Source organism: Pararhodobacter sp. CCB-MM2 (assembly GCF_001691415.1).
GTDB lineage: Bacteria > Pseudomonadota > Alphaproteobacteria > Rhodobacterales > Rhodobacteraceae > Pararhodobacter.
The window spans coordinates 1-24,569 of record NZ_LRRR01000029.1 but is presented as its reverse complement, the minus strand read 5'-3'; the positions used below and the strand labels follow the sequence as shown (position 1 = coordinate 24,569).

At 58.5% G+C, this 24,569-nt stretch carries 28 protein-coding genes; 23 read left to right on the top strand and 5 right to left on the bottom strand.

The window, feature by feature from the left end; translation table 11 throughout:
- The first annotated feature begins 10 nt into the window (after positions 1-10).
- From BCY78_RS19775 to BCY78_RS19730, 10 genes are all read left to right on the top strand, one after another.
- A complete protein-coding gene (locus BCY78_RS19775; RefSeq protein ID WP_068305292.1) occupies positions 11-217 on the top strand; it encodes a hypothetical protein in 207 nt (68 codons plus the stop codon).
- A 13-nt stretch (positions 218-230) separates the two neighbouring features.
- Positions 231-620 carry a GPW/gp25 family protein gene (locus BCY78_RS19770; RefSeq protein ID WP_068305290.1) on the top strand — a complete coding sequence of 130 codons (390 nt, stop codon included), beginning with the start codon at positions 231-233 and terminating at the stop codon, positions 618-620.
- Positions 617-1,573, top strand: coding sequence for a baseplate J/gp47 family protein (locus tag BCY78_RS19765; protein ID WP_068305288.1), 957 nt, complete (start codon positions 617-619; stop codon positions 1,571-1,573). Before BCY78_RS19770 ends, BCY78_RS19765 begins: the two co-directional genes overlap by 4 nt.
- Entirely contained in the window at positions 1,566-2,204 is a 639-nt protein-coding gene (locus tag BCY78_RS19760) for a phage tail protein I (RefSeq protein ID WP_068305286.1), read from the top strand. The genes BCY78_RS19765 and BCY78_RS19760 overlap by 8 nt, the downstream gene beginning before the upstream one ends.
- Complete coding sequence (locus BCY78_RS19755) at positions 2,205-3,158, top strand: phage tail protein (RefSeq protein WP_068305282.1); 954 nt, start codon at positions 2,205-2,207, stop codon at positions 3,156-3,158.
- A complete protein-coding gene (locus tag BCY78_RS25350; protein WP_139103240.1) occupies positions 3,158-3,511 on the top strand; it encodes a hypothetical protein in 354 nt (117 codons plus the stop codon). Before BCY78_RS19755 ends, BCY78_RS25350 begins: the two co-directional genes overlap by 1 nt.
- Positions 3,511-3,921, top strand: coding sequence for a hypothetical protein (locus tag BCY78_RS19745; protein ID WP_068305279.1), 411 nt, complete (start codon positions 3,511-3,513; stop codon positions 3,919-3,921). Before BCY78_RS25350 ends, BCY78_RS19745 begins: the two co-directional genes overlap by 1 nt.
- Positions 3,922-4,042: 121 nt before the next feature.
- Complete coding sequence (locus tag BCY78_RS19740) at positions 4,043-5,230, top strand: phage tail sheath subtilisin-like domain-containing protein (RefSeq protein ID WP_068305277.1); 1,188 nt, start codon at positions 4,043-4,045, stop codon at positions 5,228-5,230.
- Between the two features lie 86 nt (positions 5,231-5,316).
- Entirely contained in the window at positions 5,317-5,826 is a 510-nt protein-coding gene (locus BCY78_RS19735) for a phage major tail tube protein (protein WP_068305275.1), read from the top strand.
- Between the two features lie 11 nt (positions 5,827-5,837).
- A complete protein-coding gene (locus BCY78_RS19730; protein WP_068305274.1) occupies positions 5,838-6,131 on the top strand; it encodes a phage tail assembly protein in 294 nt (97 codons plus the stop codon).
- A 150-nt stretch (positions 6,132-6,281) separates the two neighbouring features.
- Here the strand turns inward: BCY78_RS19730 and BCY78_RS19725 are convergent, their stop codons facing one another.
- Positions 6,282-6,494, bottom strand: a complete 213-nt coding sequence (locus tag BCY78_RS19725) for a hypothetical protein (protein ID WP_068305273.1) — start codon at positions 6,492-6,494, stop codon at positions 6,282-6,284.
- Positions 6,495-6,541: 47 nt separating this feature from the next.
- Here BCY78_RS19725 and BCY78_RS19720 point away from each other — a divergent pair, with 47 nt between their 5' ends.
- Genes BCY78_RS19720 through BCY78_RS19705 form a run of 4 tightly spaced genes read left to right on the top strand, consistent with a single transcriptional unit; the run spans position 6,542 to position 11,454 of the window.
- Complete coding sequence (locus BCY78_RS19720; RefSeq protein ID WP_068305272.1) at positions 6,542-9,808, top strand: phage tail tape measure protein; 3,267 nt, start codon at positions 6,542-6,544, stop codon at positions 9,806-9,808.
- 9 nt (positions 9,809-9,817) lie between these two features.
- A complete protein-coding gene (locus BCY78_RS19715; protein WP_068305271.1) occupies positions 9,818-10,240 on the top strand; it encodes a phage tail protein in 423 nt (140 codons plus the stop codon).
- Positions 10,240-10,449, top strand: coding sequence for a tail protein X (locus tag BCY78_RS19710; RefSeq protein ID WP_068305269.1), 210 nt, complete (start codon positions 10,240-10,242; stop codon positions 10,447-10,449). Before BCY78_RS19715 ends, BCY78_RS19710 begins: the two co-directional genes overlap by 1 nt.
- 9 nt (positions 10,450-10,458) lie before the next feature.
- Positions 10,459-11,454 (top strand): phage late control D family protein, encoded by a 996-nt coding sequence (locus tag BCY78_RS19705; RefSeq protein WP_233499450.1) that lies wholly within the window; start codon positions 10,459-10,461, stop codon positions 11,452-11,454.
- A gap of 54 nt (positions 11,455-11,508) precedes the next feature.
- Here the strand turns inward: BCY78_RS19705 and BCY78_RS19700 are convergent, their stop codons facing one another.
- On the bottom strand, positions 11,509-11,730 hold the full coding sequence (locus BCY78_RS19700; RefSeq protein ID WP_068305268.1) for a hypothetical protein: 222 nt from the start codon (positions 11,728-11,730) through the stop codon (positions 11,509-11,511).
- Positions 11,731-11,964: 234 nt separating this feature from the next.
- Here BCY78_RS19700 and BCY78_RS19695 point away from each other — a divergent pair, with 234 nt between their 5' ends.
- From BCY78_RS19695 to BCY78_RS19650, 9 genes are all read left to right on the top strand, one after another.
- Positions 11,965-12,195, top strand: coding sequence for a hypothetical protein (locus BCY78_RS19695; RefSeq protein WP_083195185.1), 231 nt, complete (start codon positions 11,965-11,967; stop codon positions 12,193-12,195).
- Between the two features lie 2 nt (positions 12,196-12,197).
- The gene (locus tag BCY78_RS19690; RefSeq protein ID WP_068305266.1) at positions 12,198-12,413 is read left to right on the top strand and encodes a hypothetical protein; all 216 of its coding nucleotides are present in this window, start codon (positions 12,198-12,200) and stop codon (positions 12,411-12,413) included.
- The gene (locus tag BCY78_RS19685; protein WP_083195184.1) at positions 12,410-12,958 is read left to right on the top strand and encodes a glycoside hydrolase family protein; all 549 of its coding nucleotides are present in this window, start codon (positions 12,410-12,412) and stop codon (positions 12,956-12,958) included. The genes BCY78_RS19690 and BCY78_RS19685 overlap by 4 nt, the downstream gene beginning before the upstream one ends.
- Positions 12,955-13,278 carry a hypothetical protein gene (locus tag BCY78_RS19680; protein WP_068305265.1) on the top strand — a complete coding sequence of 108 codons (324 nt, stop codon included), beginning with the start codon at positions 12,955-12,957 and terminating at the stop codon, positions 13,276-13,278. The genes BCY78_RS19685 and BCY78_RS19680 overlap by 4 nt, the downstream gene beginning before the upstream one ends.
- A gap of 2,707 nt (positions 13,279-15,985) precedes the next feature.
- Positions 15,986-17,743 carry an ATP-dependent endonuclease gene (locus BCY78_RS24800; RefSeq protein ID WP_083195183.1) on the top strand — a complete coding sequence of 586 codons (1,758 nt, stop codon included), beginning with the start codon at positions 15,986-15,988 and terminating at the stop codon, positions 17,741-17,743.
- Positions 17,744-17,947: 204 nt separating this feature from the next.
- Complete coding sequence (locus BCY78_RS25340) at positions 17,948-18,673, top strand: hypothetical protein (RefSeq protein ID WP_139103238.1); 726 nt, start codon at positions 17,948-17,950, stop codon at positions 18,671-18,673.
- Between the two features lie 355 nt (positions 18,674-19,028).
- On the top strand, positions 19,029-19,820 hold the full coding sequence (locus BCY78_RS19660; RefSeq protein WP_068305256.1) for a class I SAM-dependent methyltransferase: 792 nt from the start codon (positions 19,029-19,031) through the stop codon (positions 19,818-19,820).
- Between the two features lie 360 nt (positions 19,821-20,180).
- A complete protein-coding gene (locus BCY78_RS19655; RefSeq protein ID WP_158515965.1) occupies positions 20,181-21,290 on the top strand; it encodes a toll/interleukin-1 receptor domain-containing protein in 1,110 nt (369 codons plus the stop codon).
- Position 21,291: 1 nt separating this feature from the next.
- Entirely contained in the window at positions 21,292-21,864 is a 573-nt protein-coding gene (locus tag BCY78_RS19650; protein ID WP_068305252.1) for a hypothetical protein, read from the top strand.
- 3 nt (positions 21,865-21,867) lie between these two features.
- Here the strand turns inward: BCY78_RS19650 and BCY78_RS19645 are convergent, their stop codons facing one another.
- The 3 genes from BCY78_RS19645 to BCY78_RS26220 all read right to left on the bottom strand — a co-directional run bounded on the left by BCY78_RS19645 (position 21,868) and on the right by BCY78_RS26220 (position 24,317).
- Complete coding sequence (locus BCY78_RS19645; protein ID WP_068305250.1) at positions 21,868-22,359, bottom strand: TIR domain-containing protein; 492 nt, start codon at positions 22,357-22,359, stop codon at positions 21,868-21,870.
- 328 nt (positions 22,360-22,687) lie between these two features.
- On the bottom strand, positions 22,688-23,875 hold the full coding sequence (locus tag BCY78_RS19640; RefSeq protein ID WP_083195182.1) for a calcium-binding protein: 1,188 nt from the start codon (positions 23,873-23,875) through the stop codon (positions 22,688-22,690).
- A 319-nt stretch (positions 23,876-24,194) separates the two neighbouring features.
- Positions 24,195-24,317 (bottom strand): hypothetical protein, encoded by a 123-nt coding sequence (locus tag BCY78_RS26220; protein ID WP_255403189.1) that lies wholly within the window; start codon positions 24,315-24,317, stop codon positions 24,195-24,197.
- Positions 24,318-24,569: the final 252 nt, after the last annotated feature.

Here is a 24,569-nt window from a genome sequence, read left to right as displayed (position 1 = left end):
GGAGAGCAGTATGAACAACCAAACCCCTCAGAAGGTCGACTTCGAGGTCACTATCGCACGCCAGATCAACGGTGCGTGGTGCGAAGCCGGTACCCGCGTGTCGCTCTTCCCGGCGCAGGCAAAATACTATCTGCCGCCCTTCGGTACGGGACTGAAGGCGGTGGCGGTGAAGGTGGCCGGCAAGGTCGAGAAGGCCCCTGCGAAACCCGCCGAATAAGCGGGGCGTGCGCATGGATCTCGATCACGAGACCGGTGGCGCGATCACAGGGTGGGACGGCGTGATGCAATCGATCCTGACGATCCTGTCTACGCCGCTCGATACCCGAGTATTCCGGCGTGAATTCGGATCCAAGGTGCCTGAGCTGATCGACGCGCCCATGAACGACGCGGGTATCCTGGCGCTCTATGTGGCCGTCGCGGAGGCGCTCGAGAAATGGGAGCCGCGCTTTGAGCTGACAGACGTCACGCTGGAAGGGGCGGCAACAGGAGTGCTGACGCTGTCGCTCTCGGGGAACTACCGCCCGCGAGCGCATCTCGGTGACCTTTCTTCTGTTCTTGATGAAACCCGTGCGGTGCGGATCCAACGCGACCGTGCCCAGGTTTGGAGCCTTGCCGCATGAGCCGATATGCTGCTCTTGATCTCGCTGCCTTACCGCCGCCGTCGCAGGTCAGGCCCCTGAACTACGATGCCATTCTGGAAGCGAGGCTTGCAGAACTTGAGGGTTACCTCAGCGAAGAGTTCGAGCCTCTCAAAGTCGCCGAGATCATGGCCATCGCCCGTGGTGTCGCCGCAAGCCCGATGCGCTATCTGAATGAAGCGGGCGCCGCCCGAGAGCTCTATCTTGAGAACCGTATCAACGAGGCGCTGCGCTCCGTGTTTTTGTCGACGGCGGTCGGGTCCGATCTGGATCAGATCGGTGCCAACAGGGGCGTCACGCGCAAAGTGCTCGACAGCTCCGATCCAGAGGCGCCTGTCCTTGAAGGCGATGATGCGTTTCGGGCGCGCATCCAGCTTGTGATCGAGGCGTGGTCGCCACATGGCACGGAAGGATCCTGCGTCTACTGGGCCTTGGACGCGGATGACCGCGTCGTTGACGTGGCGGTCTATGGCCCGAACCACGGTCTGGATCCGGCCATTCCGCCCGCTGAGCCGAGAATGGTCATTCTGTCCAGAGAAGGGGATGGAACAGCGGATGCGGCGTTGCTGGAGGCGGTGTTTCGGAATTGCACGGCAGACAAGCGCCGTCCTGTTGCAGACAAGCTGACTGTCGTGTCGGCGCAGCCGGTGGCTTACGCCATCGAAGCTGTCTTGCATGTCACCACCCCGGAAACCGCATCGGTGGTTCAGACGGCGGCACTGGAGGCGGCGGAGGCGTTCGTAAAGGGCCGCATCCGCATTGGCCGGAAACTCTACCGCACGTCGATCGCTGCGGCCCTCAATGTGCAAGGGGTGGTTGATATTGAGCTCGTACAGCCTGCCGCGGATATCGAGATCGGGCCGTTCGAGGCGCCGCACTGCACGGGCATCACGCTGACGCTGCAGTCGATCTCCGGCGGATGGCGTGATGTCTGAGGGCCAGGGCACATTCCTGCCGCCGACCTCCTCATCGCTGGCGAAAGCGATGGATCTTGTGGAAGCCCGCCTCTTGGCGCTGCCTGTCGATCTTCTCACCAAGGATCCAGGCCGCGTGCATGTGGGTTTGCTGGATCATCTCGCCTGGGAGACATCTGTCGATGTCTGGGATCCGAGTTGGCCAGAGGCGGTCAAGCGGCGCGTGATTGCCGCGAGCGCGGAGGTGCACCGGTACAAGGGCACACCCTATGCCATCAAGGCTGTTCTGGCCTCGCTCGACCTCGACGGTGGCGTGATCGAGTGGTGGCAGGACGGCGGCAGCGGGATCCCGGGTACGTTCGCTGTGCAGGCGGATATCGCCCGCTCCGGGGAGATCTTGCCGGCATTCGGGCCGAAGATGCTGCGGCTTCTGGTCGATCTTGTTCGAGGCGCGGCTCCGATGTCGCGGTTCTTCGAGGTCAATCTACACTACGCGCAACAGGCGGGCCTGCCCTTGGCCTGCGTGGTTTCGATGGGCGCTCGGCTGAGTGTGCATCCGCAGATCGATACAAGTCTTTCCGAAACTGCCGAGGTTCCAATGGCTTTGATCATTGCCGCGAACGCTCGGCTTGAAATCGATGGGGCAGGCTGAATGTCCATGATCATTACCAATGCGGGGCGGAACGCGGTGGCGGCCGCCCTTGCCAACAATACGCCGATCACCGTCACGGAAATCGCGTTCGGGACGGCGGATCGGTTCCCGACCGGCGGTGAAAGCGCCCTGACATCGGAAGTGCTGCGCAAGGCAGTCCTGACCCATGGTGTCACGGAAGACGGCAAGAGCTTCTTTGATGCCAGGCTCGAGGCGGAAGACGGCCCCTTTGTGCTCTACGAGATCGGGTTGTTCGATGCTGCTGGCACGCTTTTGTTCATCGGGCGCATCGAGGGCTTCAACAAGCTGGTGATGCTGGACCAGCCGGTGACGCTGGACATGCGGGTCTATGTGTTGACCAGCCAGTTCCAGAACGTCGTGGTGCAGATCGACACGTCCTTTGCCTTTGTGCCTGCGGCGCGGACGATCACGGCCTCCGGAGGATTGTCGGGCGGCGGGGACCTGTCGCAAGACCGTGAGCTCTCGCTCGATTTTGGCAGTCTCGACTTGGCGGTGGCTGGCGCGGTCGATCTGACGGAAGATACGCTCGTCCTATATGACGCGAGCGAGCAGGCCTTCCGGGCCCTGAACATGGACGTCCTCGCCCAAGCAACTCTCGGGACGGCGCATTTTGCGACCGCAGCTGCCGAAGAAATCGCCGGCAAGGCGAGGTGGCTCCTCAAGTCTGCCGCTTACACAGCTTCGCCTGGTGATCGCGTCGCTGCCGATGTGTCTGGCAGTGCGTGGCAGCTGGATTTGCCGGCCGCTCCGGAGGCCGGGGACAGTGTCATCATCTCGGTCGTCGACGGAGACGTGACGACAAACAATCTGACGATCGACGGCAATGGCGCCACCGTGATGGGCGACGCGACCTTGGCGATTGACACCGCAATCGGGTCTGTCCCGGCCACTATCCTGCTCGTGTTCACCGGATCTGAATGGAGGATCGCATAATGCCTAATCTGAGTGATCTACTCGGCGGTGGTGGTGGAGGTTCTGGCATCACAGTCGGCTCGAACTATGCCAACGGCACGGCGAGCGCGACCATCGTGAACGCTGGCGCAAACCCGAATGGGGTGCTGATTTGCACTGCCAGCATTTGCTTTGGGAGTGTCGTCGCCATTAACAACACCTTCACCATGAAAATTCTATCCGGGTCAAGTATTCTGATAGAGGCGCGTGGCGCTAGGGACAATGGAATGAACGCATCTTCTTTGAGCGGCATTATTGTTCCCGCAGGTGAAAGCCTGAGCGTCGAAACGGATACATCCGCTGCTGTTTACCACATCACATATGAGGTGCTCTGATGGCACGCTATGCACAGGTCACGGGCGGCATCGTGACCGCCATTAACGTCACCACCGCCAACCCCGCTGAGGGTTGGATCGAAGTTGGACCGGACGTGGCGCTTGGCTGGACCTATGATGGCGAGACCTTCAGCGCGCCGGCCGCCGCTGCCCCTACACCGCGAGCACTCACCCGCCTTGAGTTCGAGGTGCTGGTGCAGGCTGCTGCAGGTTTGACAGCCGAGCAATTCATGGCCGCGTTGGACGATCAATCGGCGGAAATGCGTCTGCTTTGGCGTCGTCTCGGGATTGCGACTCAGGTCGAGAAGGAAAACCCGTTGGTGCAAGCGGGTTGGCTTGCCATGGTCGCCGCGAGCCATCTGACACAGGCACAGGTCGACGCAATCAACGCAGCCTGGCCTGAAGGCTGATTGTCCGGCGACCTCGATTCATCGATCCAGGTCCGCCTCCTATTCCCTCTGAACCTTGGCAGATCCTGCCCCATCCCCCGGCCACGCGTGCCGGGCTTTATTTTGCTCAAAGGAGACAGCGATGAGCTTTGCAAGCTATCACCACGGCACGCGACTGGCCGAGTCCACGGAAACGCCGGTCCTGGTCCAAATCGCGCAAAGCGCGGTTGTCGGGCTTCTGGGAACGGCCCCGGATGCCGATGCCACGAAGTTCCCGTTGAATGTGCCTGTTCTGTTGCCGGGCTCGCCGGCAGCGGCGGCGGCCCTTGGCGCGGCGGGCACTCTCAAGGATGCGGCTGATGACGTGTTCGACCAGATCGGTGCCTATGTGGTTGTGATCCGTGTGGAAGAGGGGCTCGACGAGGCAGCGACCAAGTCCAACCTCGTGGGCGATGCGGCCACGTTGACCGGGGTGCATGCGCTGAAGAAGGCGGAGGCCATCCTCGGCATCAAGCCGCGGCTGATCGCCATTCCCGGCTTCTCGGCGCCGGCAGATGCCGCAACGCTGAACCCGGTCGTGGCTGAGCTGAAGGGCGTACTGGAGGCGCTGGAGGCGGTGGCCTGGGTCGATGGGCCCGACACTACGGATGCCGAGGCGGTGTCCTACGAGGCCCTGATCGGTTCGGGGCGCGTGAAGGTGGTGGATCCGAAGGTCCTGGTCTGGGACACCACCAGCAACGCCTATGTCTCGCGTCCGGCTTCGGCCCGCTTTGCCGGTGTCCAGGCGCGCGTCGATATCGAGCGCGGCTTCTGGCATTCGGAATCGAACAAGCCGATCAACGGCATCGGGGGCGTCTCTCGCACCATCACCTATGGGGCACAATCGAACCTGCTGAACGAGAACCGGGTGGCAACCATCATCAATCTCGGCTCTGGCTTCATCACCTGGGGCAACCGGGCGAGCGCAGGTGATGCTCTGTGGGCCTTCCTGTCGGTGCGGCGCACCGCGGACTTCATCAATGACGCGCTGCGCCGGGCCTATTTGCCCTTCGTTGACCGTCCGTTCAGCGCGGCCAATGTGAAGTTCATGCTGGAAAGCGGCAACGCGGCGATGCGCCAGTTTGGCCCCAAGGGTCTGGGCGCGATCATCGGCGGCCGTGTCTGGCTCGATCCCGACAAGAACCTGCCTCAGGATATGGCGGCCGGGAAGATCACCCTCTCGGTCGAGTTCGAACCGCCGGCGCCGATGGAGGACATCCGCTTCATCACCCATCGCAACATCCAATACTACCTGGATCTGACGCAAGCGGCGCTGTCGGCGGCGGCGTGATCCGCAGCTTCTGACCTCTCACCCCTCCCCTTCCTCCCTCAGTGGGCCGCATCAGATGCGGCCCCATTTGTTCAGGAGTTCCCCCTATGAAATCCACCCCCGCCTACATCCTGCGCAACTGCGCGCTTTGGGTCGATGAAGACATCAAGGTCGGCCAGGCCTCGGAGATGTCGATCTCCATGCCGAAGGAGAAATCCGAGTCCTTCCGCAATGCCGGTATGATCAAGGAGCGCAAAGTGCCGATGGGCTATGAGCAGGATGACCTCGAATTCTCCCTGACGGCCTTCGACCCGGCCACGCTGAAGCTGATGACCGGCAAGCCTGGCGTCGAGCATCAGTTCATGGTCACCGGCGCGCATGTCGACGAAGACGGCACCACTCACAGTGCGGTCTACTTCGTGCGCGGTCGTCTCGTGTCCCCTGATGCCGGCTCCTGGAAGCCGGGTGACAAGGCCGAGCTGAAATGCAGCGTGGTGCAGAACTACGCCAAGCTGGAGATCGACGGAGAAGAGATCTTCGAGATCGACGACTTCGAGTTCTCGGCAGGCGGGGTCAGCCAGACTGGCGACATCCGCGCTGCACTGATGCTGAACTGAGGGGGGTGGTGATGGACTATCCCATTGAAGTCACGCTGAAGCGGCCTGTGGTCATTGGCGATCAGACCTACGCGACGCTGTCCTTCGATGAGCCGGATCTCGCGACGTCGCTTGCCGTGGATGAGGCGAAGACCGGCGCTCGCCAGACTGTCGTCCTGCTCGCCGGCATGGCCGGTGTGCCGGAGGCGGTGATCCTCAAGATCAAGGAGAGCGACTACCGCGAGATCGGCAAGCGCGTCCTCGATCCCTACCAGAAGGACGTCCGCGCGCGCATGGGGGAAAGCTCGGGAAACGAGGACGCGTAGCGGCGGACTTGCGCCGTTCAGCGGGCTTTGTCGCGCATGTGCTCTCGACGCCTGTCTCCGAGGTGCTCGCCATGAGGGTGAGCGACTTCCTCAAGTGGCAAGAGGCCGCGCGCGAGGTCTTCGCCGCGACACGCGTGCGCTTCTAGGCGCTCAATCGTCGGAGAGGTGCTTCTGGAACGCGTTCAGCGTGTCGCGGCGCCTGAAGGGCCGGACGATGTCCCGCGTCGCCGCTCGGTACAAGAGGAACAGCACAAGCGCGAAGCCAAGCGCCGCCCAGATCCCCGCAACCCATCCGATCAGGGCCGTCGCCGCGAGAGCGGCGGCGCCCATCACTATGACGAAGATGATGGCGACGAATTCCATTCGTCAAGGATGCCGTCTCGCATCAAGAATATCAATGCAGGTGATCCATGGCCCGGCGTATCGAGACCGAACTGAGCATCCGCGCGGTGGATCGCTTCTCCAGCGAGCTCAACCGTATGCGCACGGTGACGGGCCGGTTTGCGGATGGCGTGCGCACAGAGCTCGGCCGCCTGCAGAACCTGCGCGGTCCCTTGCGGCTGATCGAGGACTTCCGCACGCAGCAAGTCGTCGTTCGCGAATCCGGCGTTGCGCTGCAGCGTGCTCGCGAACGTGTGCGCGAGCTGCAGCACGCGATCCGCACGACGCGTCAGCCGACGGCCGCCATGCGCCGCGAGTTCCAGCAAGCCCGCAATGCCGCAGAGCGCCTGGAACAACGGCATGCCCAGAACCGCCGCACTCTGGCGGGCCTTCAGACGCAGCTGCGTCAGGCTGGGGTCAACACGGCCGATCTGGCCGGCGAGCAGAACAGGTTGGTCGGATCGATCGACCGCGTGACCACGGCCTTTGGGCGCCAGATGGACCGCCTCGAACGCATTCAGACGATGCAGACGCGCATCGCCGATGCGCGTGAGCGCATGGATCGCTCGCTGGCAACCTCGGCCAACATGTCGTTTGCCGGGCGCGCGACGATGGACACCGGGCGGCGCATCCTGACCGCATTGTCCGGCCCCATTCAGCAGGCCATCGACTTCGAATCCGCGATGGCCGATGTGCGCAAGGTGGTCGACTTCGACAGCCCCGAGGCGTTCCGGCAGATGTCGGATGACATCCTCGAACTCTCGACGCGCATCCCGATGTCGGCGGAAGGCATTGCTGCGATCGTTGCGGCCGGCGGGCAGGCAGGCATCGCACGCGAGGACTTGCTCGCGTATGCCGAAGCCGCTGCCATGGTCGGTGTCGCCTTCGACATCTCTGCTGATCAGGCAGGCTCGAGCATGGCCTCGATCCGAACGCAGTTGGGACTGAGCACTGACGGCACCATGCTGCTGTTCGATGCCATGAACCATCTGTCGAACAACATGGCTTCCGAGGCTCCGCAGCTTCTGGACTTCACGCGCTCGGGTCTTCTGGCCACAGCGCAAGGTTTCGGATTTGCAGCTCAAGAGGCATTGGCGTTCGGGTCGGCAATGATTGCTTCCGGTGCGGCCCCCGAGGTCGCTGCGACTTCGTTCCGGAATATGGGCCGTGCACTGACGCGCGGAGCGTCAGCCACTGACCGCCAGCGCGAAGCGATGGAAACCCTCGGCCTTGATACCGTCGATGTTGCACGCCGGATGCAAGACGATGCCGTGGGCACGACCCTCGACGTGTTGGACCGCATCGGCAGCCTGCCGGAAGAACTGCGCCCTGCGCTGATCTCGGATCTGTTTGGTGATGAGGCGCGGGCGCTGGCTCCGCTCCTCAATGATGTTGATCTACTGCGTAGCGCTCTGGGCATGGTGGCAGAGGAGAGCAATTACGCCGGCAGTGCGTCGGAGGAGTATGGCACGCGCGCGGAAACGACCGCGAACAACATCCAGTTGATGCAAAACCACATCGCTCGACTGGGCGTCGCCATTGGAGAGGTTGTTCTGCCACCGTTGAACGAGCTGTTGGAGATGGCGGGCGGTGTCATTGACCGGGTGGTCGAATGGACACGCGCGCATCCCAAGCTCACCAAAGCTCTGGTTTACGGGACAGCCGCCGTGGGAGCCTTGGCCGTCGCAGGCGGTGCTGTGCTGACGGCAGCAGCGGGGTTGATCGGCACCATGGCGGTCCTGCGTTTCGGGATGGTCAGCCTTGGCGCGCGTGCGGCCTTCGCGGCAGGGGATCTGATCGGGATCGGGACGGCGTTTCGTGGTCTCCGCCGTCTTCCCCGGCTGGCGCTGTCGGCGCTGCTCACGCCACTTCGCTGGACGAGCCGGCTCTTGCCGCGCATTCGCTGGGCGTCACTGGCCGGGCGTTTGTCTTGGCGAAGCCTGATCACGCCGCTGTCCTGGCTGGGACGCGGCGCGCTACGCTTCATTCCCGTCATCGGTTGGGCCATACTCGCCGGCGAGCTTGCCTGGAACCTGCTGATCAAACCATTGGGCTGGGACGAGTATCTGCCCACAATCGACTGGGACCGTGTCTGGAATGCCTTCTCCTGGGATGGTTGGCTTCCCTCGGTTGACTGGTCGGAGATTTTGCACGCCATCGATTGGCCGGAATGGGTGGGCGATTTTGCGTGGGTGGATGTCCTGCCGGAATGGGGCTGGGACTTCATCTCGGAGTTCGACCTGAGCAACGTCATCACCTGGTCTCCGCCGCCATGGCTCGAATGGCTTCGGGACTGGATCAATGAGCCGGCAACATCCGTTCCCGGCGTCATCGATGACACTGAGTTCGCGCAACTGACTGCTTCTCAGCAGGCAGCGGTTCGGGTGCTCGGTGAGCATGCAGACGGTGAGGCCTTGCCGACGCCAGAGCGACTGCAGGGGCTCAGTGCGATTGCCGAGGAACTGCGGGCTGACGTCGCCGCTCTGCGCGCTGAGCTCGATGCCATGCCTGCTCCGCAGAACGCCTATGACATGCCGTCGCCGCGCCGGGCTGAGCTCGAAGGTCAGCTTCGAGGGCGGCTGCAAGATCTCGAGCAGGTCGAGCGCCAGCTCGCGGAGAACGAAGTCGCCGCGACGGCTTTGTCTGACGCGATGCAGGTGATTGGCGAAACGGATGTCTCGCCGACCATCAACACCGATTCCATCGATGCGGCCCTGGGCCGGGTACGGGAGATCGCTGCGGAGCTCCGGACGCTGGGGGGAGAAACGCCCCGAACGGCCGGGCCACAGCGACCGCAACGTGTTCGGCCGGCTGGTGCGCGCGCTGGCGGAGGGCCGATCCGCCTTGGATTGCCCTATCTGGTCAATGAGCGGACAGCTCGGTCCGAGTGGATTGTCCCAAGCGGCTCGGGCGGCGTGCTGAACGTGTCTCAGGCACAGGCCGCGTTTCGGTCGGCAGTGGGCGGTTTGTTTCCATCCGGGCTGCCCGGTCTCCCATCAGGCGGAAACGCAGCACTCGCACGGTTGCACAGCGGAGCAAGGTCGTTGCAAGGCGCCACACTGGCGTCTTTGGCCCCGGCGCTGTCAGCGGTTCGTGCGGCGATGGCCCCGTCTGGCGGGGCCGGACAGGGCGCGGGGGCGGGCCGTTCACGCGGCGACCTGCAGGTGCATATCAACGGCGGCATCCGCATCACCGCGCCGTCTGGCATGACGGATCCCGGGGCTATCGCGGATCTGGCGGCAGATCGCATCGCGCGACGTGTCGCCGGGATCATGGACGCGAGTTTTACCGATTGAGAGAGGACAATGGCTGGACCTGTCACCATGGCGCTAGGGCCGTTCCTGTTCGAAAGCCATGGCTTTGGCTATGCGGATGTGGGACGTCAGCTCGATACAAGTTGGGCTGAACTTGAAACTGCAGGGCAGCTGAATGCCCTGCAGTGGACCGGGCCTCGCTCAGAGACCATCTCGATCACCGGGGTACTCTTCCCGCAAGCCCACGGCGGCCAGGCGACATTGGATGGTGTTCGCCTGGCCGCAAAGTTCGGCATGCCCTTGATGCTGGTCTCCTTGGGGGGGCGGGTGTTCGGCATGCATGCGGTGCAAAAGATCGATGAAGATCGGGCTTTCCATGACCGCAAAGGGACCCCGGGAAGCAATGCCTACACAATAGAAGTCAAGCGTCTCGGCGCCGGGTTCTCGCTCCTCTCGCTGCTGGGGATCTTGTGATGGCGCGCGTGCATGTCACCACATTCGGTGAAGCGTTGGACCTGATCTGTCTGCGCGAATACGGCGCGCAGGCGGGTGCGGTCGAGCGGGTCCTCGTTGTCAATCCGAGGGTGGCGCACATCGCTCACGCGCTCCCCGCCGGCACTGAAATCGTATTGCCCGATATCGACCTGTCGGTCTCGGGCTCGCAACCGAAACTCTGGGATTGAGGGCTCAGTTTGACCCATCCAATTGTTCAGGTCTCTGTCGACGGTGTGCCCGCCTCGGGGCCATTCTTCTCGCGGCTGATCGACCTCACCATCACCGACCGAGAGGGGATCCGGTCCGACACGCTGGAGATTGTGCTCAATGACCCTCCGCCTCATGTGCAGTCCCCCCGGCGCGGGGCGCGGATCGAGGTCACGATCACGACGGGGCTCAGCGGCGGCTTCGTCGGTGCCTACATCGTGGACCGTGTCGACTTCGCGTTTCTGCCCTACACCGTCACTGTGAAAGGGCATTCCGCCGACCTCACCTCGGCGCTGAAAGAAAACAAGTCTCGGCATTGGGACGACAAGTCCGTGCGGCAAGTGGTCGAAGCGATTGCGGCAGACCACGGTCTGGAGACTCGGATATCCGACGCCGTGTCCGGCCATGTCTATGACTGGCTCGGACAGCAGGATGAATCAGATCTCCATTTCCTCGAGAGGATTGCCAGCCGGCATGGGGCTCTGTTCACCATCAAGAACGGCACCCTGCTTTGGTTGGAGCGGGGCACCGGAAAGACGGCTGACGGAACGTCGATCGCGCCGGTCACCATCATGCCGCAAGAGGTCATTCTTGGCAGTGGTCGGATGGCGGAGTCGGATGTCGACCGTTTCGCCACGGTCAAGGCGTACTGGCAAGACCGCGAAGGGGCGACGCGGCGGGAAGTGGTCGTCGAGGCGGATCCCGAAGCTTCGGGTGAGCATGTCCTGCGCGATCCCTTCGCCTCTCAAGCGGAGGCCGAAGCCGCGGCTCGAGCCGCCGTGCGTGAAATGCTTCGCGGCTCGATCGACATCTCCTGCGCAATCGTCGGGCGGCCTTCACTCATGGCGGGGCAACCAATTCGATTGGCTGGTGTCCGTCCTCTCATCGATGGGCGCGACTTCATTCCGGACCTGGTCCAGCACAGCTACTCAAAATCAGCAGGCCTGCGCACGCAGTTCACGGGAAAGCTAAAAGCCGACGAGTAGGGAAAGGGCCACACAAGTGCACCTGCAAGACAAAATGCGGAGCGTATTGAGAGATCAAGAGCTTTCGCTCTGCCCAGGCTTGGATGTTGCAGGAAGGAGGGAGATTGCTTTGTGAAGCAGAACTTCGAGACCCGACTGGATCGACACGTTCGGGACTTCAACGATCACGAACTCGCGTTGGCCGTTGTGCATCCTGATAAGCTGAACATTCGCAATTCCCGACGTTGTAATGTAGGTCACGTGCTCGATTATCCAGTCCGTATTCTCGATGGTCATGACTCTTAAAACCCTATTTCACCTGCATATTTTTCTGGACGGTCAATTTTAGCAGGGCCTTCGATCGATTTTAAAGACCCCAAATAGATGTGTCTCGGAATTTAGTGCGCCGCGAACGCGAGTCGACAGTTCAATCGGCTCGATAACGCTTTGTTCAAGCGTGATGCGTCAGGGGGTTTGGCCTGCTCCCATGACATCGTGCTCTGGCCTGATCTACCCCCGTGAAAGGACAACATGTTGGAAGCCGTCAAGGAATGGTGGGGGGTCCTCACCTCTGCCGTGCTGGTGCTCGTGTGGCTGGTCAGGCTCGAAAGCCGCGGCTTGGCAAACGAGAAAGAGCTCCGCCGTCTATGGGCGCAGCGGAAAGAAGACCTCGCTGAGGCCAAGGCGGCGCGGGACGCCACCAATGACATGCTGCGCGAGATGCGCGGTGACATCAAAACCTTACTGTTCCGGAGGGACTGACGATGAGGCTGGTCGACAAGTGGCAGCGCGTACTGCTGCACTCGCACTCGATGCGCGCGCAATTCCTCGGACTGATCGCGCTGTGGGTTCCCGAGATCCTCTTCGCGCTCATCGGCTATGATGCCGTAGCACCTCAGGTCTGGTTTGCCCTGGGGCAGGTCCTGATCCTGTACGGGATGATCGGCCGGATGGTGAAGCAGCCGAAGGTGTCGGGATGATCCAGCATATTCTCTGTGCCGCTTTCGCAGTCTGTACGGCCACGGCCGCGCCGGTTCAGGACCGGGCGCCGACATGGGCGCAGACGGCCGTTCATCTGGTGCCGCTCCTCGAGATCGAGGAAGGCCTGCCCTGCAATGATGACCGCTGCGAGGCCTATCTCGATCGTATCGCCAGCCCGCCTGTTCCGACGATTTGCTCGGGTATCACCGAGGGTGTCCGTATGGGCGACGTACGAACCCGGGTGGAATGTCGCGCGGATTTGCGCCGCGAAGCAGAGCGATACTGGCGGGGGTTTCGCAACAGCTTGAGCGAGACCGGCTATCTGGCGCTGACGGTTTGGGTCGATACCGCGTTCTCGTCGTTGACCTTCAACATCGGCATTGGGGCCGCCTCTAACTCGACGGCGGTGCGGCGCCTCAATGCCGGTGATGTCCGCGGGGCTTGCGAGGCGCTGACCTGGTGGACGCGTGCAGGCTCGCACCAGCGGATCCTGTTCCCGCGCCGGCAGCGAGAGCATGCCATCTGTATTCGAGGGTTGCCATGACACGCGCTGTGATCCTGCTGATCCTCTGGCTGATTACATCTCTCGCCGCAGGCGGGATTGGCTGGAGCTGGTGCGGATCGCGCGCGGCCGCCGCTCTGGCAACCTTGCAGGCGGCGCAGCAGGCCGAACTAATAGATGCGGGCGACGCCCTATCTAGGCGCGAATACGAGCTGCGGCAGGCGCATGACGCGCTGGCTGTCCGAGCCATGGAGCACGAAGATGACGCGCGCGCTGACCCTGACCCTTGCCGGCTGCCTAGCGCTGACAGCCTGCAACGCCTTCGGACGCGCTGGGGTGCAGCGACCACCGCCCCCGACTGAGGCGCGGATCCCGTGCCGCGCGCCAGCCGAGTTCTTGCGTGCCGGCGATTGGGAGCTTATCGCCGGGCGGATGGGCGATGAGCTGGTGCGTTGCGAGGGGCGGCGGGCGTTGGCCGTGAATGCACCCTGAGCGGAGCGTCAGGGCAATTCGCACTCTTCGTCAGTTGGGGGGGGGAGGGCCGAGACCATCCGTTGCAAGATCAACGCCGATAGAGTGCGATAATGACCGCAGTATCGCTGCAACAGGGGTGCCCGCTGGGGCTTCGACTTGCCTACCTCATTGCGCCGTACAGCTGCGTGAGCTGGCCGTTTGGACCGCCACAAGGAGCAACTTGGGCCGCAAGCAAAGAGAAGGTTTGCACAGGCCCATCCTGACTGTGCAGAGTTGCCGCAGCCCGAACATAAGCCAGGTTGGCAAAGTCCAACCCCGTGTAGATTGCCTGAACACGGTGCTGCCCGAACTGCTGTATGCCGAGACTCACAAGTGCATGCATGTCCGCATCATAGGCGGTACGTCCAGATGTAGGTATCCCTCCGCCATTTGCGTCGACGTAGGAGATATATCCTGCGAGATTGGTGTAAGCCTGCAGGCATGTAGCGAAGCTTTCCGCTGTCGTAGCTTGGACGACGCCTGGGAAGGCCACTGCGGCTAAGAAAACAAACTTCTTCAACGGGAGACCCTATTGGAACGCGGGGCTCAATTCGGCCACGTTCGCTTTCTGGCGATAAAATGGGTCAGAATTTTGTCATGCGATCGAAGTTTGATTGGGCAGGCAGGCGCAAACCCGAGGTGACCTGTTCGCGGCGCCCTGCCCGGCTCCTGTGTGGCTTCCTGCGCGGGCGATGACGCAGCGCGAGGCGGAAACCGCTTGGCGCTCCGACCGGCTGCCCCTTGCCGACTGTGGCGAGCGGCTGGGGCTCATCGTGCTGTGGGTGGGGGCGAGGCAGAAGGGCGACCGAAGCCGCCCTCCCAATTGGTCAGATCCGGCGAGCGGCCTCTTCACTGCCAACAAAGTGTGCCGGTTCAGCACTTCGCTGACACGGCCCTGGTTGACATCGAACTTTGCCGCTATCTTGCTCTGGATTTCACCGTCCAAATGCAACTTCCAAATCAAGATTGCATCGTTGTCTGATAGCCGTCGGCTTTGAGGGCGCATTCAACGCATCGCGGCTGTCCCACATTAGAGCCGCTGGACCACGCGCTTGACGTGCCCTCACGGCATGGTCTAAAACCAAACCGTGAATTCACAAACACTCGCTGACCAACGGCGGGTTTTCTTTAAACGCAGGATGTTCGAGCATCCTGCGTTCTTTTATTTCGAATTCGTTCCCGTGAGTCCAGTTGCAGACACAATATGTGGTCCGTGGTCAACGCCCTGCACCCCATATGATACAACGAATGCCGTCAAACCCTCGGATCGCTGCCCCGATACGGCGCATGCTCCGCGTTGCTCGACCACGACCGGATGATGCTGGGAGGCCGGCCCCGCCGCTTGCACGGCGCGAACCGTAGCCGGTCGAACGCCATGAGCGTGGTCGGATCCTCGCCCCGACCGTGACGCCTAGCGCCACCGCCAACGGTCGCAGTATCCCTCGGCGATCAACACCTCGCCAATGTCCTCGCCGCTCGATACGGCGCACACCCCGACCTCGCGATCCCATGACCGCCGCCCCTCAAGTGTGCAAGTGAGCTGCTGTCCGCGCACAAGCTCGGTGATGCGCTGTGTCGCGCGCTCACCGGCAGCGGTGCCGGTCTCTGCGCAGTCTAGGTTTGCGATACGGATCGGGATCAGACCGACGACGATAGTGTCGCCATCGCGGATCCTCGTCACTACATCGATGAGCCGCGCGCCTGGCTCGGCCGCAGACTGACTTGTATTGGAGGTGGGTGCGGAAACCCTGCGAGCCCCTGTTGCGCCCTGCCAAGCATCTCCACCGCGCGTAACCCGTGGGCCGTCGGCAGTGTTCGACGTACCGGGCATGATCTCTGAGACAGCTGAGCCGATAGCGTGGTTCCCATAAACCCAGATGATGACCAGCCCGACAGCCGTGAAGGCAAGTTGCGACATGGCGCGTGCAAGGCGGCGAGCGAAGGGTGGGCGTCGGAATCTTGGCATGTCTACTCACACGGTTACGGGGCGAAAAATATGGCGCGGGAACACGGCAGAACTAGGGCAGAAGGTACCTCCTTGCTCCTCTGCTAGGCGCCAGATTCTCATGCTATGTGCTTATCATGCGATTTCATGAACTTAACTTCATACACGGCGTGGCGCTCTACATCGTGTGGCCGCAGAGCCCTGAGGGCGAGCGCGCCACCGTCGCAGCGGGGACGCTGAGTTCGATGCTCCGCGCGTGGGAGACGATCCAAGGCGATTACCTCCCGGATTAGCTCACGCTGCAAAATGGTGCGATGGTCATGCGGCATCGGTCGGCGCTGCAGCGTTGATTTCATCGTCTCTCAAGCGCCGGGTAGTAGGGGTGAACATAGCTAGGGAACGGGAGCGACCACGGTCGGATTGGGCGGAGAGCCGACATTCGCTGCGGTTGGCACGAACGACCGCGATGCATGAGAATGACCTTCAAAGTCCTTGCGAGATAATGATGTTTCCAGCATTCTATAGACCTACCAGCTTTTAGATCTGCTGACGGAAGCTATTAGCCCTGGGCCGCCCCATTGCAACGCGATATAATCCAGTAAGGTTCCTTGATGAGTAGAATAAAGTCCATTGAGTTCTTTGACTACAAAACATTTTCCAGATTTACGGTTTCCGCAAAGGCAAGGAATATCCTTGTCGGCCCAAACAATGCAGGCAAGTCCACAGTTTTGGACGCGTTCAGAATTTCATTCGATGCGCTAAGGTATGCTGGCCGGAGAAACGCATTCTTTAAAACTCAAGGTGATGATGGCGTCTGCTCAACCTGGGAGGTTCCAATTTCTGCCATTCAGACTGACATGAGGTATTGCATACATAATTTTGGTGATGGCCGCGCAAAGATATCACTAAAACTGGAGAACGGAAACTCCTTCATCATTACCGCACCCGGCGATGGCCCCTTGGAGTGTTACTTGAAAACAGAACTTCAAGCTCGAAAAAACACAAGGTTTTTGCGGGACCAGTTCCCGCTGGATTTGGCGATAGTTCCAACGCTCAGTCCTCTAGAGCAAAATGAAGAGCTTGTTCAGCAGGAAACGGTTGAAAGAAATAGATATGGACGGCTCGCCAGTCGAAATTTTCGGAATTTTTGGCTTCATAAGACAGAAGCGGAATTTGAGGCGTTTGCTGACTTGGTTGAGTTGGGCTGGCCTGGTATCAGGGTACAAAGACCCGAGATCGAGCGAGGCGGTCAACGCCCAGTAGTGCGCATGTACTTTCGTGACGGACCTCATGTCAGAGAGGTGCAATGGGCTGGGTTCGGTTTCCAAGTCTGGATGCAAACTATGATGCATCTCGCAACCTCCAAGCATACGTCTACGCTTATCTTGGACGAGCCCGATATTTACTTGCACCCTGACTTGCAGCACCGTCTCCTCAGGCTAGTCGGCCAAAGGGTTGGTCAGTACTTCATAGCCACGCACTCAACTGAAATAATAAATGACGTCGAACCCGGCGAAGTCTTAATTATCCGACCCGGATCTAGGAGCGCGAAGAGAATTCAGGGCGAAGCGGGATACTCGGATGTCTATTCAGCTATCGGCAGCTCAGAAAATGCACAGTTTGCCAGGTTGGCAAAAACAAAAAAGGTTCTGTACTTCGAGGGCAAAGATGCAAAGATACTTTCCAAAATTGCCAAGAAACTTGGTGGTATGGATTTCATCTCAAACTCATCCGTTACTCTTATGAAGACGGATGGGTTCGCAAATTGGACTAGAGTTACGACGTCCTCTTGGGTGTTCGAGAACTTCTTTGGGTTCAAAATACCTGTCTGTGCTATTTTTGATCGTGACTATCGTTGTGATGAAGAGATAAACGAATTTGTAAAGGACGTGAGCGTTGGAGACACACTCTGTCGAGTTCTGCCACGCAAGGAGATCGAGAACCTCCTGTTGGCGCCTGAAGCGATAGTTGCTGCTGTAGAAAAATTCGGCCGTGATCAACTGCAAGATAACTGGAAGAAAACTGTCCTCGACGCGATCGACACGAGCGTCGATGAAGTGAAATCAAAAACTCTGTCTGCGAGGATAGGAGCAAGGATTGCCTTTGAAGTTGGCAAAGGGTCAAAGAAAGACATCGCGACCATTTCTGCGGAAGAGGAAGCTGACTTCACAACTCGCTGGAAGGAAGAAAGCTTCCGATACTGTGTCGTTCCTGGCAAATTGGTGCTCTCCGCAATAACAAAAAGAATACAAGAAGAGTTGAAGGTCACGGTGACTTCATCGCGGATTGTCGATGAAATGAAAGTTGCTGATATCCCCCCAGAGCTTTTCGAAACCTTAAAGGACGTAAAGCGTCACCTCGACGCCTAGCATGAATGCGTTTGATTGCCGGGCTAGGACGTGGGATCTGCTTTTTCTTTATTGCTACCCTTACACACAGGTGTGACGAATGGTCACTTTGGGCCGGCTGCACTGGTGCGACAGAGTTGGAGCCTCGTTCTGCTTTGTGTTTGGCCCTGACTGCGGTCGTAGGCTAGCGAGTTAACATACTGGGGTGCAGTTGATGGATGAGGGATGCGACGCTTGAAGAGGCCCGAAAAGAGTAAACCTAGCGAGTTGTCCGTACAGCAATTGTGGGTCAACAGATTGGCAACCTGCGTTGTGGTCTCCGCTGGGGGCGGATTCGTTCTTGCGATCTATCTCGGAGCGTTCGCTAAAGCGGAGCTGAGAGAAGTAGCTTCATGGGTGACAGCTTTAGCAGCCGTCGCGTCTGTCATGGTTGCAGTAGTTGCTGTGATGTATGTCTCACAGACCCTAAAGGCCACCCGAGAAACACTCGATGCGACACGAGACATGGCAAGAGAACAGAGCCGGATTGGAGATTCGCAAATCAGGCCCTATATCGTTTTTGAAAGCCTCTCCAATGAAACCCCGACTGGCGGAATTGGCTCAGTGAGCATCGTGTTCAAAAATGTTGGAGTTACCCCAGCTGCATCTATAGAGTTTAATTCCCTTGTTGAGGTGGGCACCTTGATTGAAATTGACGAAGACCATTCCGTCTGGCAAGCGGACGAGTATGAACATCGCTTGGACGCAAGATATTGCGCCGCATTGAGTCAAAATTCAATTCACACTGTTTCTGACCGCAATATTCACCTGAAGGATATTGATGATTCAGAAGAGTTTTTACTTCGCGTCACCTGTCGGTACCGGAACTTCGACAGAACGAAAATATGGAAGGAAATACACACATTCTCTATGCTCAACGAGGGTGGAAAGCTTGTGACTCGGTATCAGTAGTCCTGCATCTGACTTGGGAAGCCCAATTCCACTTTTGACTCGTTCTCAGTAAAGCTCCGCGACCCAGGTTACGGTTTCAGGGTTGGGGCCAGCCATCATCTACAGTTGGTATGTAGATCTGCATAGCTGACCTTGACATGTAAGGACATGCTGCATGACGTCACCGATAGCCGGTTTTGGGAAGCTGCGCCGCGGCAAAGCCCGACCTGGCGAAGTTCGGGTTTGGGCCGAAAGCCGACCACCATTGCACCGTCTCCAGGTGTTTGATCCCACGTTAGCGGCGGGTTGGTGCGAATGCAGTTCATCGCAGTAGGCCAGGCTATGCTAGGATGCCAATTGATCCGAGGAGGGACGAATGACTTTTCAGTTGGCCGGCAATGGACCGCAAGTCTATGAGAAGGTGATGGTGCCTCTCTGGTTTGGACGCTGGGCTGACGCCCTTATGGAACTGCTCGAGCTCCGACCGGGCGAGAACGTCCTGGACGTCGCTTGCGGCACGGGCGTCACGACCAGGATGGTCCGAGACAAAGTGGGATTAGACGGATCCGTCACGGGCCTTGACGTCAACGCCGCCATGATCGCTAAGGCTAAGAACCTCGCGGATGGGCTTGACATAGGATGGCTTGAACGGGACGCATCTGACAGTGGCCTGCCAACAGGAGCGGTTGACGTCGTCCTTTCGCAACATGGCTACCATTATTTCCCCGACAAGCCCGCCGCATTGGCCGAGTTCCGGCGCGTGCTGGCTCCCGGCGGGCGCATGGCGCTCTCTATTTGGGACGGGCACAGCGCTTATACCAAGGCCGTTTGCATGGCCGTGGAACGCCACATCTCGCCTGAGATCGCAGCCAAGCAGCGTGCGCAAAGGCAGACTCCATCCGCAGACGAACTGTCGGCCCAGCTCAACGCGGCCGGCTTCTCTGAGGTGCGTGTCGTCAGGCAGGAAATAGACATTGAAGTGCCACCGGCGCGCACGTTCGTTCCACTTCATCTCGGCTCGATGCCCATCGCGGCTGCCTTCGATGCGCTTCCCGACGACAGGAAAGCCGCCCTTATTGAGGATGTTAAAACCGAGATGACCCCGTATGAGAGGGGCGACGGACTGGTCTACCCAGATGCGGTGCACGTTGCGGTGGGACGCAGGTAATCGGCAAAGCGCCTCGGATTGAGATAGCCGGTTTGGGCTCGGAGCCGTCGTTCGCTGCATTTCGCTCCAATGTCCGCTGTGGGCCGGGAGCGGACACGGCCGCATTGGGCGGGGAGAAGTCATTCGCTGCGACAACGAGGTAGGCTCTAGGAGGGGCGGAAGCGGACTTCCGGCGGCGCAGCAAAGTAACTGTGGCATCAAGCGCATGCGCACGTCCATCTCGCGAAAGCTATCGGCCTCATAAATGCAAAGATTGTGTATCTTGACAAAGAGCTGCTACGGTTCCGCACGAATTGACCAGGAGAGTTTGGAGTGTCGCAAGCGATGTATCAGGTGTTATTTCTAGGGAGGCGCCAACGCATGCGTGACGCGCTGATCGAAAGGCTCTCATCGGCTCTGTCTGAACTTGGGCTTCCAAAAGAAAGTATAGATTTTCTTGAAGAAGGATCGAGGTCAAATAGGAAAAAGAATATACCAACGATCGCGATCTTCTTGGGATACCAAGGGGCTGACGACGATCCTCACAATGATCTGTTGAAATTAATTGACGAATCAAGCGTGATTATTCCAGTCGTAGAAGATCTAAGCCAGGTTTCAAATTACCTTCCCAGCGCTCTTCTGCACATAAACGCTATAGCGGCATCACTCCCGGATAACAATTTAGAGCGGATCGTCACTCTGGTACTGGAGAACTTCAAGCTCCTAAGGCAGGAGCGGCGAATCTTTATCAGTTACAAGAGATCTGATTCTCAGGCTGTAGCAAATCAGATTTACGACGCTCTTGACGCTCGCGGTTTTGATGTATTCATCGACGTTCGGTCCGTTCCTCCAGCGGAGGATTTTCAGGATATTCTTTGGCACAGGCTGACGGATTCGGACGTGGTCGTCCTATTAGACACGAAGGGTTTCCGCGAGAGCCGTTGGACCACCGAGGAATTGGCTAGGGCGAATTTGAGCAATATCCAAATACTCCACATGTTGTGGCCTGAGCAGGAGGAGGACCCAGCAACAGCGTTCAGCCACTTTTACTTCGTAAAACCTGAGATGCTCAGTAAAGCGGACCCTGTCGAACTTTCAGAAATGGCAGTGGCAGAGGTTTGCAATCTTTGTGAGTCTCTGCGTGCGAGAGCTATCGCAGCGAGGCATAGGTACCTTGTTGACACCTTTTGCGATCTTGCGCGAGATCTCAACTTTGAACCTAACGTCCAGCCGGCCAGATGGATATCGTTAGAAGCCGGGGATAAACGAGTTGTCGCGGTCCCTGCCATCGGTATTCCCACTTCGGAGCGGATAGATCAGATATTCAAAAGCGTGTCGGAGGAGGGTTTCGAGGGTGGCGAAAAATGGGTTTTGTACGATAATAGGGGCGTCCTTGCGCGATGGGTTCAACATCTCGATTGGTTGGATGGATATTTGCCGGCTCGAACAATAAGTGTTCCGAAGATGGCCGAGAGCTTGGGAGAACTCTGATATGGTCAGAATATTTCTTTCAGCCAGCATCCCGCTGCCGACCCGAAATCCAAAGTACTATGAGACCGTCGATTTAATTCTATTGCGCGAGGCTATCAAGGCGCTTGCGGAAGCGATATTGCCTCGTGGTCATATCACATTTGGTGGACATCCGGCGATCACCCCAATGCTTGTTCAATATATTCGAGCCGCTTCCCTCCCGAAACGGAATGTGACGCTTTTTCAAAGTGCGTTCTTCTTAAAGGACTTCCCCAAAGAGAACGAAGAGTTCTTAGACCTAAGGGTAACTCCGATGGAAAAAAATCGAGATTTGAGCCTTGCGCGGATGAGGAATGAGATGATCGATAGTGCTGACTTCGACGCGGCAGTGTTGATTGGTGGAATGGAGGGGATTGTGGATGAAGCCGCCTTATTCAGGCAAATTCATCCATCAAAGCCCATTTTTCCGGTTGCTTCGACCGGCGCTGGCGCCGCGGAAGTATTCCACAGCGGTGAGTATCCGCAAGAGCTTCTCGATGACCTCACTTTTACGACGCTATTCAGACGCCTACTGCTTGGAGGCCAGCTACAGTAAGCTCTATAACGATTTCCGTAGGCGGATTGCCTCTTCGACCCATGATACAATGTTATTCGAAATGTGGTCGTAGACTTTCTTACTGTCCGAAACGGGAGGGTCGTAGCATTTCGCCCAGTTGGAAAGAGGCTTGCCCTGGACAGTGAAGCCACTAAACGGGTTATTGCCTTTTGCGGTCTTGGATGAATTGCGATCCAGTAGGTTATGGATGTGGATGCCTAAGACACCCTTTCCGTCGTCCCATCCCTTTTTGATTTCGTAGTTAATCCACTTTCGCCCCGCAGTCTCGGAGCCAATCAAGAGGATCACGCAAGACTTGCCTCTCATCTGCTCGTCAATCCACTTTTGGATGGCTGCGTCCCCACCTTTCTTGATTTCCTCCCATTTGTTGCTGCCAAGAAGGGGCTGACCTTCAATGGAGCCAATGTTCTTGATCGTTTGGACGCGCCAATTATCAAGATTGTAGTGGAAGCTGTAGAAGCATTTTCTGGCCATGACATCACCTTTTACTTTTCTTATGCACGAACATATAGAGTCTCAATTGCCAATCAAGTTTTTCGTCTGTGGTCTGTCGTTCGGCGTGCTTCGATTGAGAGGGTCATTAAATCGACCGGCTTGCTGTGGGTTTGCTGGCATGCCCAAGGCGCAGGCGACCTGTGACGCGCTTTGTGCCAAGGGACGATACGCGAATTCCACTTTACTGGATACGTCTCCGCACCGGAGGATTCGCTGTCGCGACGAATGGCTGGTTGCGTCTTGCTGTGCCGCAGCGATCTTTGAAGCCATGAAAGGCAGCAATGGGCCGAAAACGGCCGCTCGCCACTTAGATCAGCAGGATGCCAGGGTCCTGTAGTAGCTGCTCAAGGGTGTCATCTGGCAGGGCACCGCGGGGAAACGAAATGTAAATCGAGTCTTCGTCGCTAAATCTGAATGTCAGACCAAAATTGCGAACATTGGACGAGACTTCCATGAACGCAAGGAGTTGAGACCCGTTTGTTATTCCAAGTTCACTCAAGTCCATACGGTCACCTTCTTCGGGTGAAAAGTCATATATGCTGTCATTGCCCTCAGTATATATAAACAAGTCAGCTTCAAGATCTCCAGATCCGCCTACTTCGTTGATTCCAAAGTACGCTCTGTCATCCCCAGCGCCTCCTTCCAAAACGTCAGCTCCTCCATTGCCGCCCAAATAATCGTCACCATCGCCGCCATAGATGGTGTCGTCTCCAATCCCGCCGTTCAACCCATCGTTTCCTGACCCACCATAGAGCAAGTCGTGGCCGCTATCGCCCCATATCCCGTCGTCACCAAGACCGCCGAAAAGCGTATCGGCGCCATCACGTCCAAGCATGGTGTCATCGCCCACCCCACCTCCGATGAGATCAAGGCCGGCGCCTCCACGAATGGCGTCGTCGCCCGCTCCGCCCCAAGCAGCGTTTACATTAAAGACTAGATCATCTTCACCTGTGTGGATGAAGTCGTTCCCGGCTCCGCCATATAGAATGTCATTGCCTGGGCCGCCATAGAGAAGGTCTACACCGTCGCCCCCGTAAATCTCGTCGTTTCCACCTTCTCCCTCGATTCGGTCATTACCAGTGCCTCCGTAAGCCGTGTCGTCGTTGTCACCTGCGTAGATCTCGTCATCTCCGGACCCACCACCTAAGATGTCAGCACTCAGCCATGAAATGAGGCGGTCGTCGCCGCTGCCGCCCCACATTACATTCTTGTTATCTTCTGTATCGTTCTCGCCGGCCAAAAGTTCATCATGGGTGGCACCGCCATAAATGGTGTCATTACCTAAGCCGCCGTCCAGGAGATCATAGCCCGCACCACCAAAGACTAAGTCATTTCCGGCACCGGCATAAGCATAGTCATTGCCATTACCTGCATAAATCACGTCCCAGCCAGAGAATGCGTAGACTGTGTCGCCTCCATCACCTGCGAAAATTGTATCGGAACCGGATGTGCCTTCGAGCCAGTCGAATCCTGCGCTCCCTCTGATAATTGGCATTCTATAATACTCTCTTGTATGGCAATGCTAATTGCGTGGTCGATTCAGGTGCGTTCTCGGTTATGAAGCAGACTTTGCCTGGTGGACATTCGCAGCCATAGCGGTTGAGCCTCCATGTTTGTGATGGTCATAGCTGCATTAACCACTGACGGAATAAAGGCTATTGTTTCAGGCGTTTAATCTATAAAGTCACAGAGCGGCATATTGCCGAAGCAACAGCCTATGACCTAAGACACGCTCGGCCTCACATAAACTTCAACCCACACAGCGTTTATCGATCCTGTTTATGTTGTTTTGGATTTGCAGACGCAACCATGGTTCAAACGCCAGTGTTGCTCGGGTCAGTGACCATGATGTGATACTCGTCAGAAGCCAGTGCGGGAATCGGGGAGGTGAAATAGGCAGCCGGTTTGGCCAGCGCTGTATTGGCAAATTTCTTCATTGCAATCTCCTCGAGTTACAGGGTGGCTCTTAGTCACAAATTGATCGCTTTCAAAGATCAAGAGCACTTATTGTGGGTTAAGTGTAACATTGCCGGCTTACTTTTAGCGGATGATCATCGCGGAAGTACCATCATCGATGCAGGCTCCGGAATTCCCGGCTTGCGCATAGCTCACCCAAATCATCTGCCGCGGCGCAAGGATCGTCAGGCCGTCGCAAAGCCCGTTTGCCCCTTCCGGTGAGCCCTTCTCGA

Coding starts and splice junctions, on each gene's coding strand:
- BCY78_RS24800 (WP_083195183.1), top strand. CDS start 15,986: ATGAGTAGAATAAAGTCCATTGAGTTCTTTGACTACAAAACATTTTCC.
- BCY78_RS19755 (WP_068305282.1), top strand. CDS start 2,205: ATGTCCATGATCATTACCAATGCGGGGCGGAACGCGGTGGCGGCCGCC.
- BCY78_RS19715 (WP_068305271.1), top strand. CDS start 9,818: ATGGCTGGACCTGTCACCATGGCGCTAGGGCCGTTCCTGTTCGAAAGC.
- BCY78_RS19745 (WP_068305279.1), top strand. CDS start 3,511: ATGGCACGCTATGCACAGGTCACGGGCGGCATCGTGACCGCCATTAAC.
- BCY78_RS19730 (WP_068305274.1), top strand. CDS start 5,838: ATGGACTATCCCATTGAAGTCACGCTGAAGCGGCCTGTGGTCATTGGC.
- BCY78_RS19725 (WP_068305273.1), bottom strand. CDS start 6,494: ATGGAATTCGTCGCCATCATCTTCGTCATAGTGATGGGCGCCGCCGCT.
- BCY78_RS19645 (WP_068305250.1), bottom strand. CDS start 22,359: ATGGCCAGAAAATGCTTCTACAGCTTCCACTACAATCTTGATAATTGG.
- BCY78_RS25350 (WP_139103240.1), top strand. CDS start 3,158: ATGCCTAATCTGAGTGATCTACTCGGCGGTGGTGGTGGAGGTTCTGGC.
- BCY78_RS19710 (WP_068305269.1), top strand. CDS start 10,240: ATGGCGCGCGTGCATGTCACCACATTCGGTGAAGCGTTGGACCTGATC.
- BCY78_RS19690 (WP_068305266.1), top strand. CDS start 12,198: ATGAGGCTGGTCGACAAGTGGCAGCGCGTACTGCTGCACTCGCACTCG.
- BCY78_RS19660 (WP_068305256.1), top strand. CDS start 19,029: ATGACTTTTCAGTTGGCCGGCAATGGACCGCAAGTCTATGAGAAGGTG.
- BCY78_RS25340 (WP_139103238.1), top strand. CDS start 17,948: ATGCGACGCTTGAAGAGGCCCGAAAAGAGTAAACCTAGCGAGTTGTCC.
- BCY78_RS19760 (WP_068305286.1), top strand. CDS start 1,566: ATGTCTGAGGGCCAGGGCACATTCCTGCCGCCGACCTCCTCATCGCTG.
- BCY78_RS19720 (WP_068305272.1), top strand. CDS start 6,542: ATGGCCCGGCGTATCGAGACCGAACTGAGCATCCGCGCGGTGGATCGC.
- BCY78_RS19655 (WP_158515965.1), top strand. CDS start 20,181: ATGCGTGACGCGCTGATCGAAAGGCTCTCATCGGCTCTGTCTGAACTT.
- BCY78_RS19695 (WP_083195185.1), top strand. CDS start 11,965: ATGTTGGAAGCCGTCAAGGAATGGTGGGGGGTCCTCACCTCTGCCGTG.
- BCY78_RS19650 (WP_068305252.1), top strand. CDS start 21,292: ATGGTCAGAATATTTCTTTCAGCCAGCATCCCGCTGCCGACCCGAAAT.
- BCY78_RS19700 (WP_068305268.1), bottom strand. CDS start 11,730: ATGACCATCGAGAATACGGACTGGATAATCGAGCACGTGACCTACATT.
- BCY78_RS19765 (WP_068305288.1), top strand. CDS start 617: ATGAGCCGATATGCTGCTCTTGATCTCGCTGCCTTACCGCCGCCGTCG.
- BCY78_RS26220 (WP_255403189.1), bottom strand. CDS start 24,317: ATGAAGAAATTTGCCAATACAGCGCTGGCCAAACCGGCTGCCTATTTC.
- BCY78_RS19735 (WP_068305275.1), top strand. CDS start 5,317: ATGAAATCCACCCCCGCCTACATCCTGCGCAACTGCGCGCTTTGGGTC.
- BCY78_RS19740 (WP_068305277.1), top strand. CDS start 4,043: ATGAGCTTTGCAAGCTATCACCACGGCACGCGACTGGCCGAGTCCACG.
- BCY78_RS19775 (WP_068305292.1), top strand. CDS start 11: ATGAACAACCAAACCCCTCAGAAGGTCGACTTCGAGGTCACTATCGCA.
- BCY78_RS19640 (WP_083195182.1), bottom strand. CDS start 23,875: ATGCCAATTATCAGAGGGAGCGCAGGATTCGACTGGCTCGAAGGCACA.
- BCY78_RS19680 (WP_068305265.1), top strand. CDS start 12,955: ATGACACGCGCTGTGATCCTGCTGATCCTCTGGCTGATTACATCTCTC.
- BCY78_RS19770 (WP_068305290.1), top strand. CDS start 231: ATGGATCTCGATCACGAGACCGGTGGCGCGATCACAGGGTGGGACGGC.
- BCY78_RS19685 (WP_083195184.1), top strand. CDS start 12,410: ATGATCCAGCATATTCTCTGTGCCGCTTTCGCAGTCTGTACGGCCACG.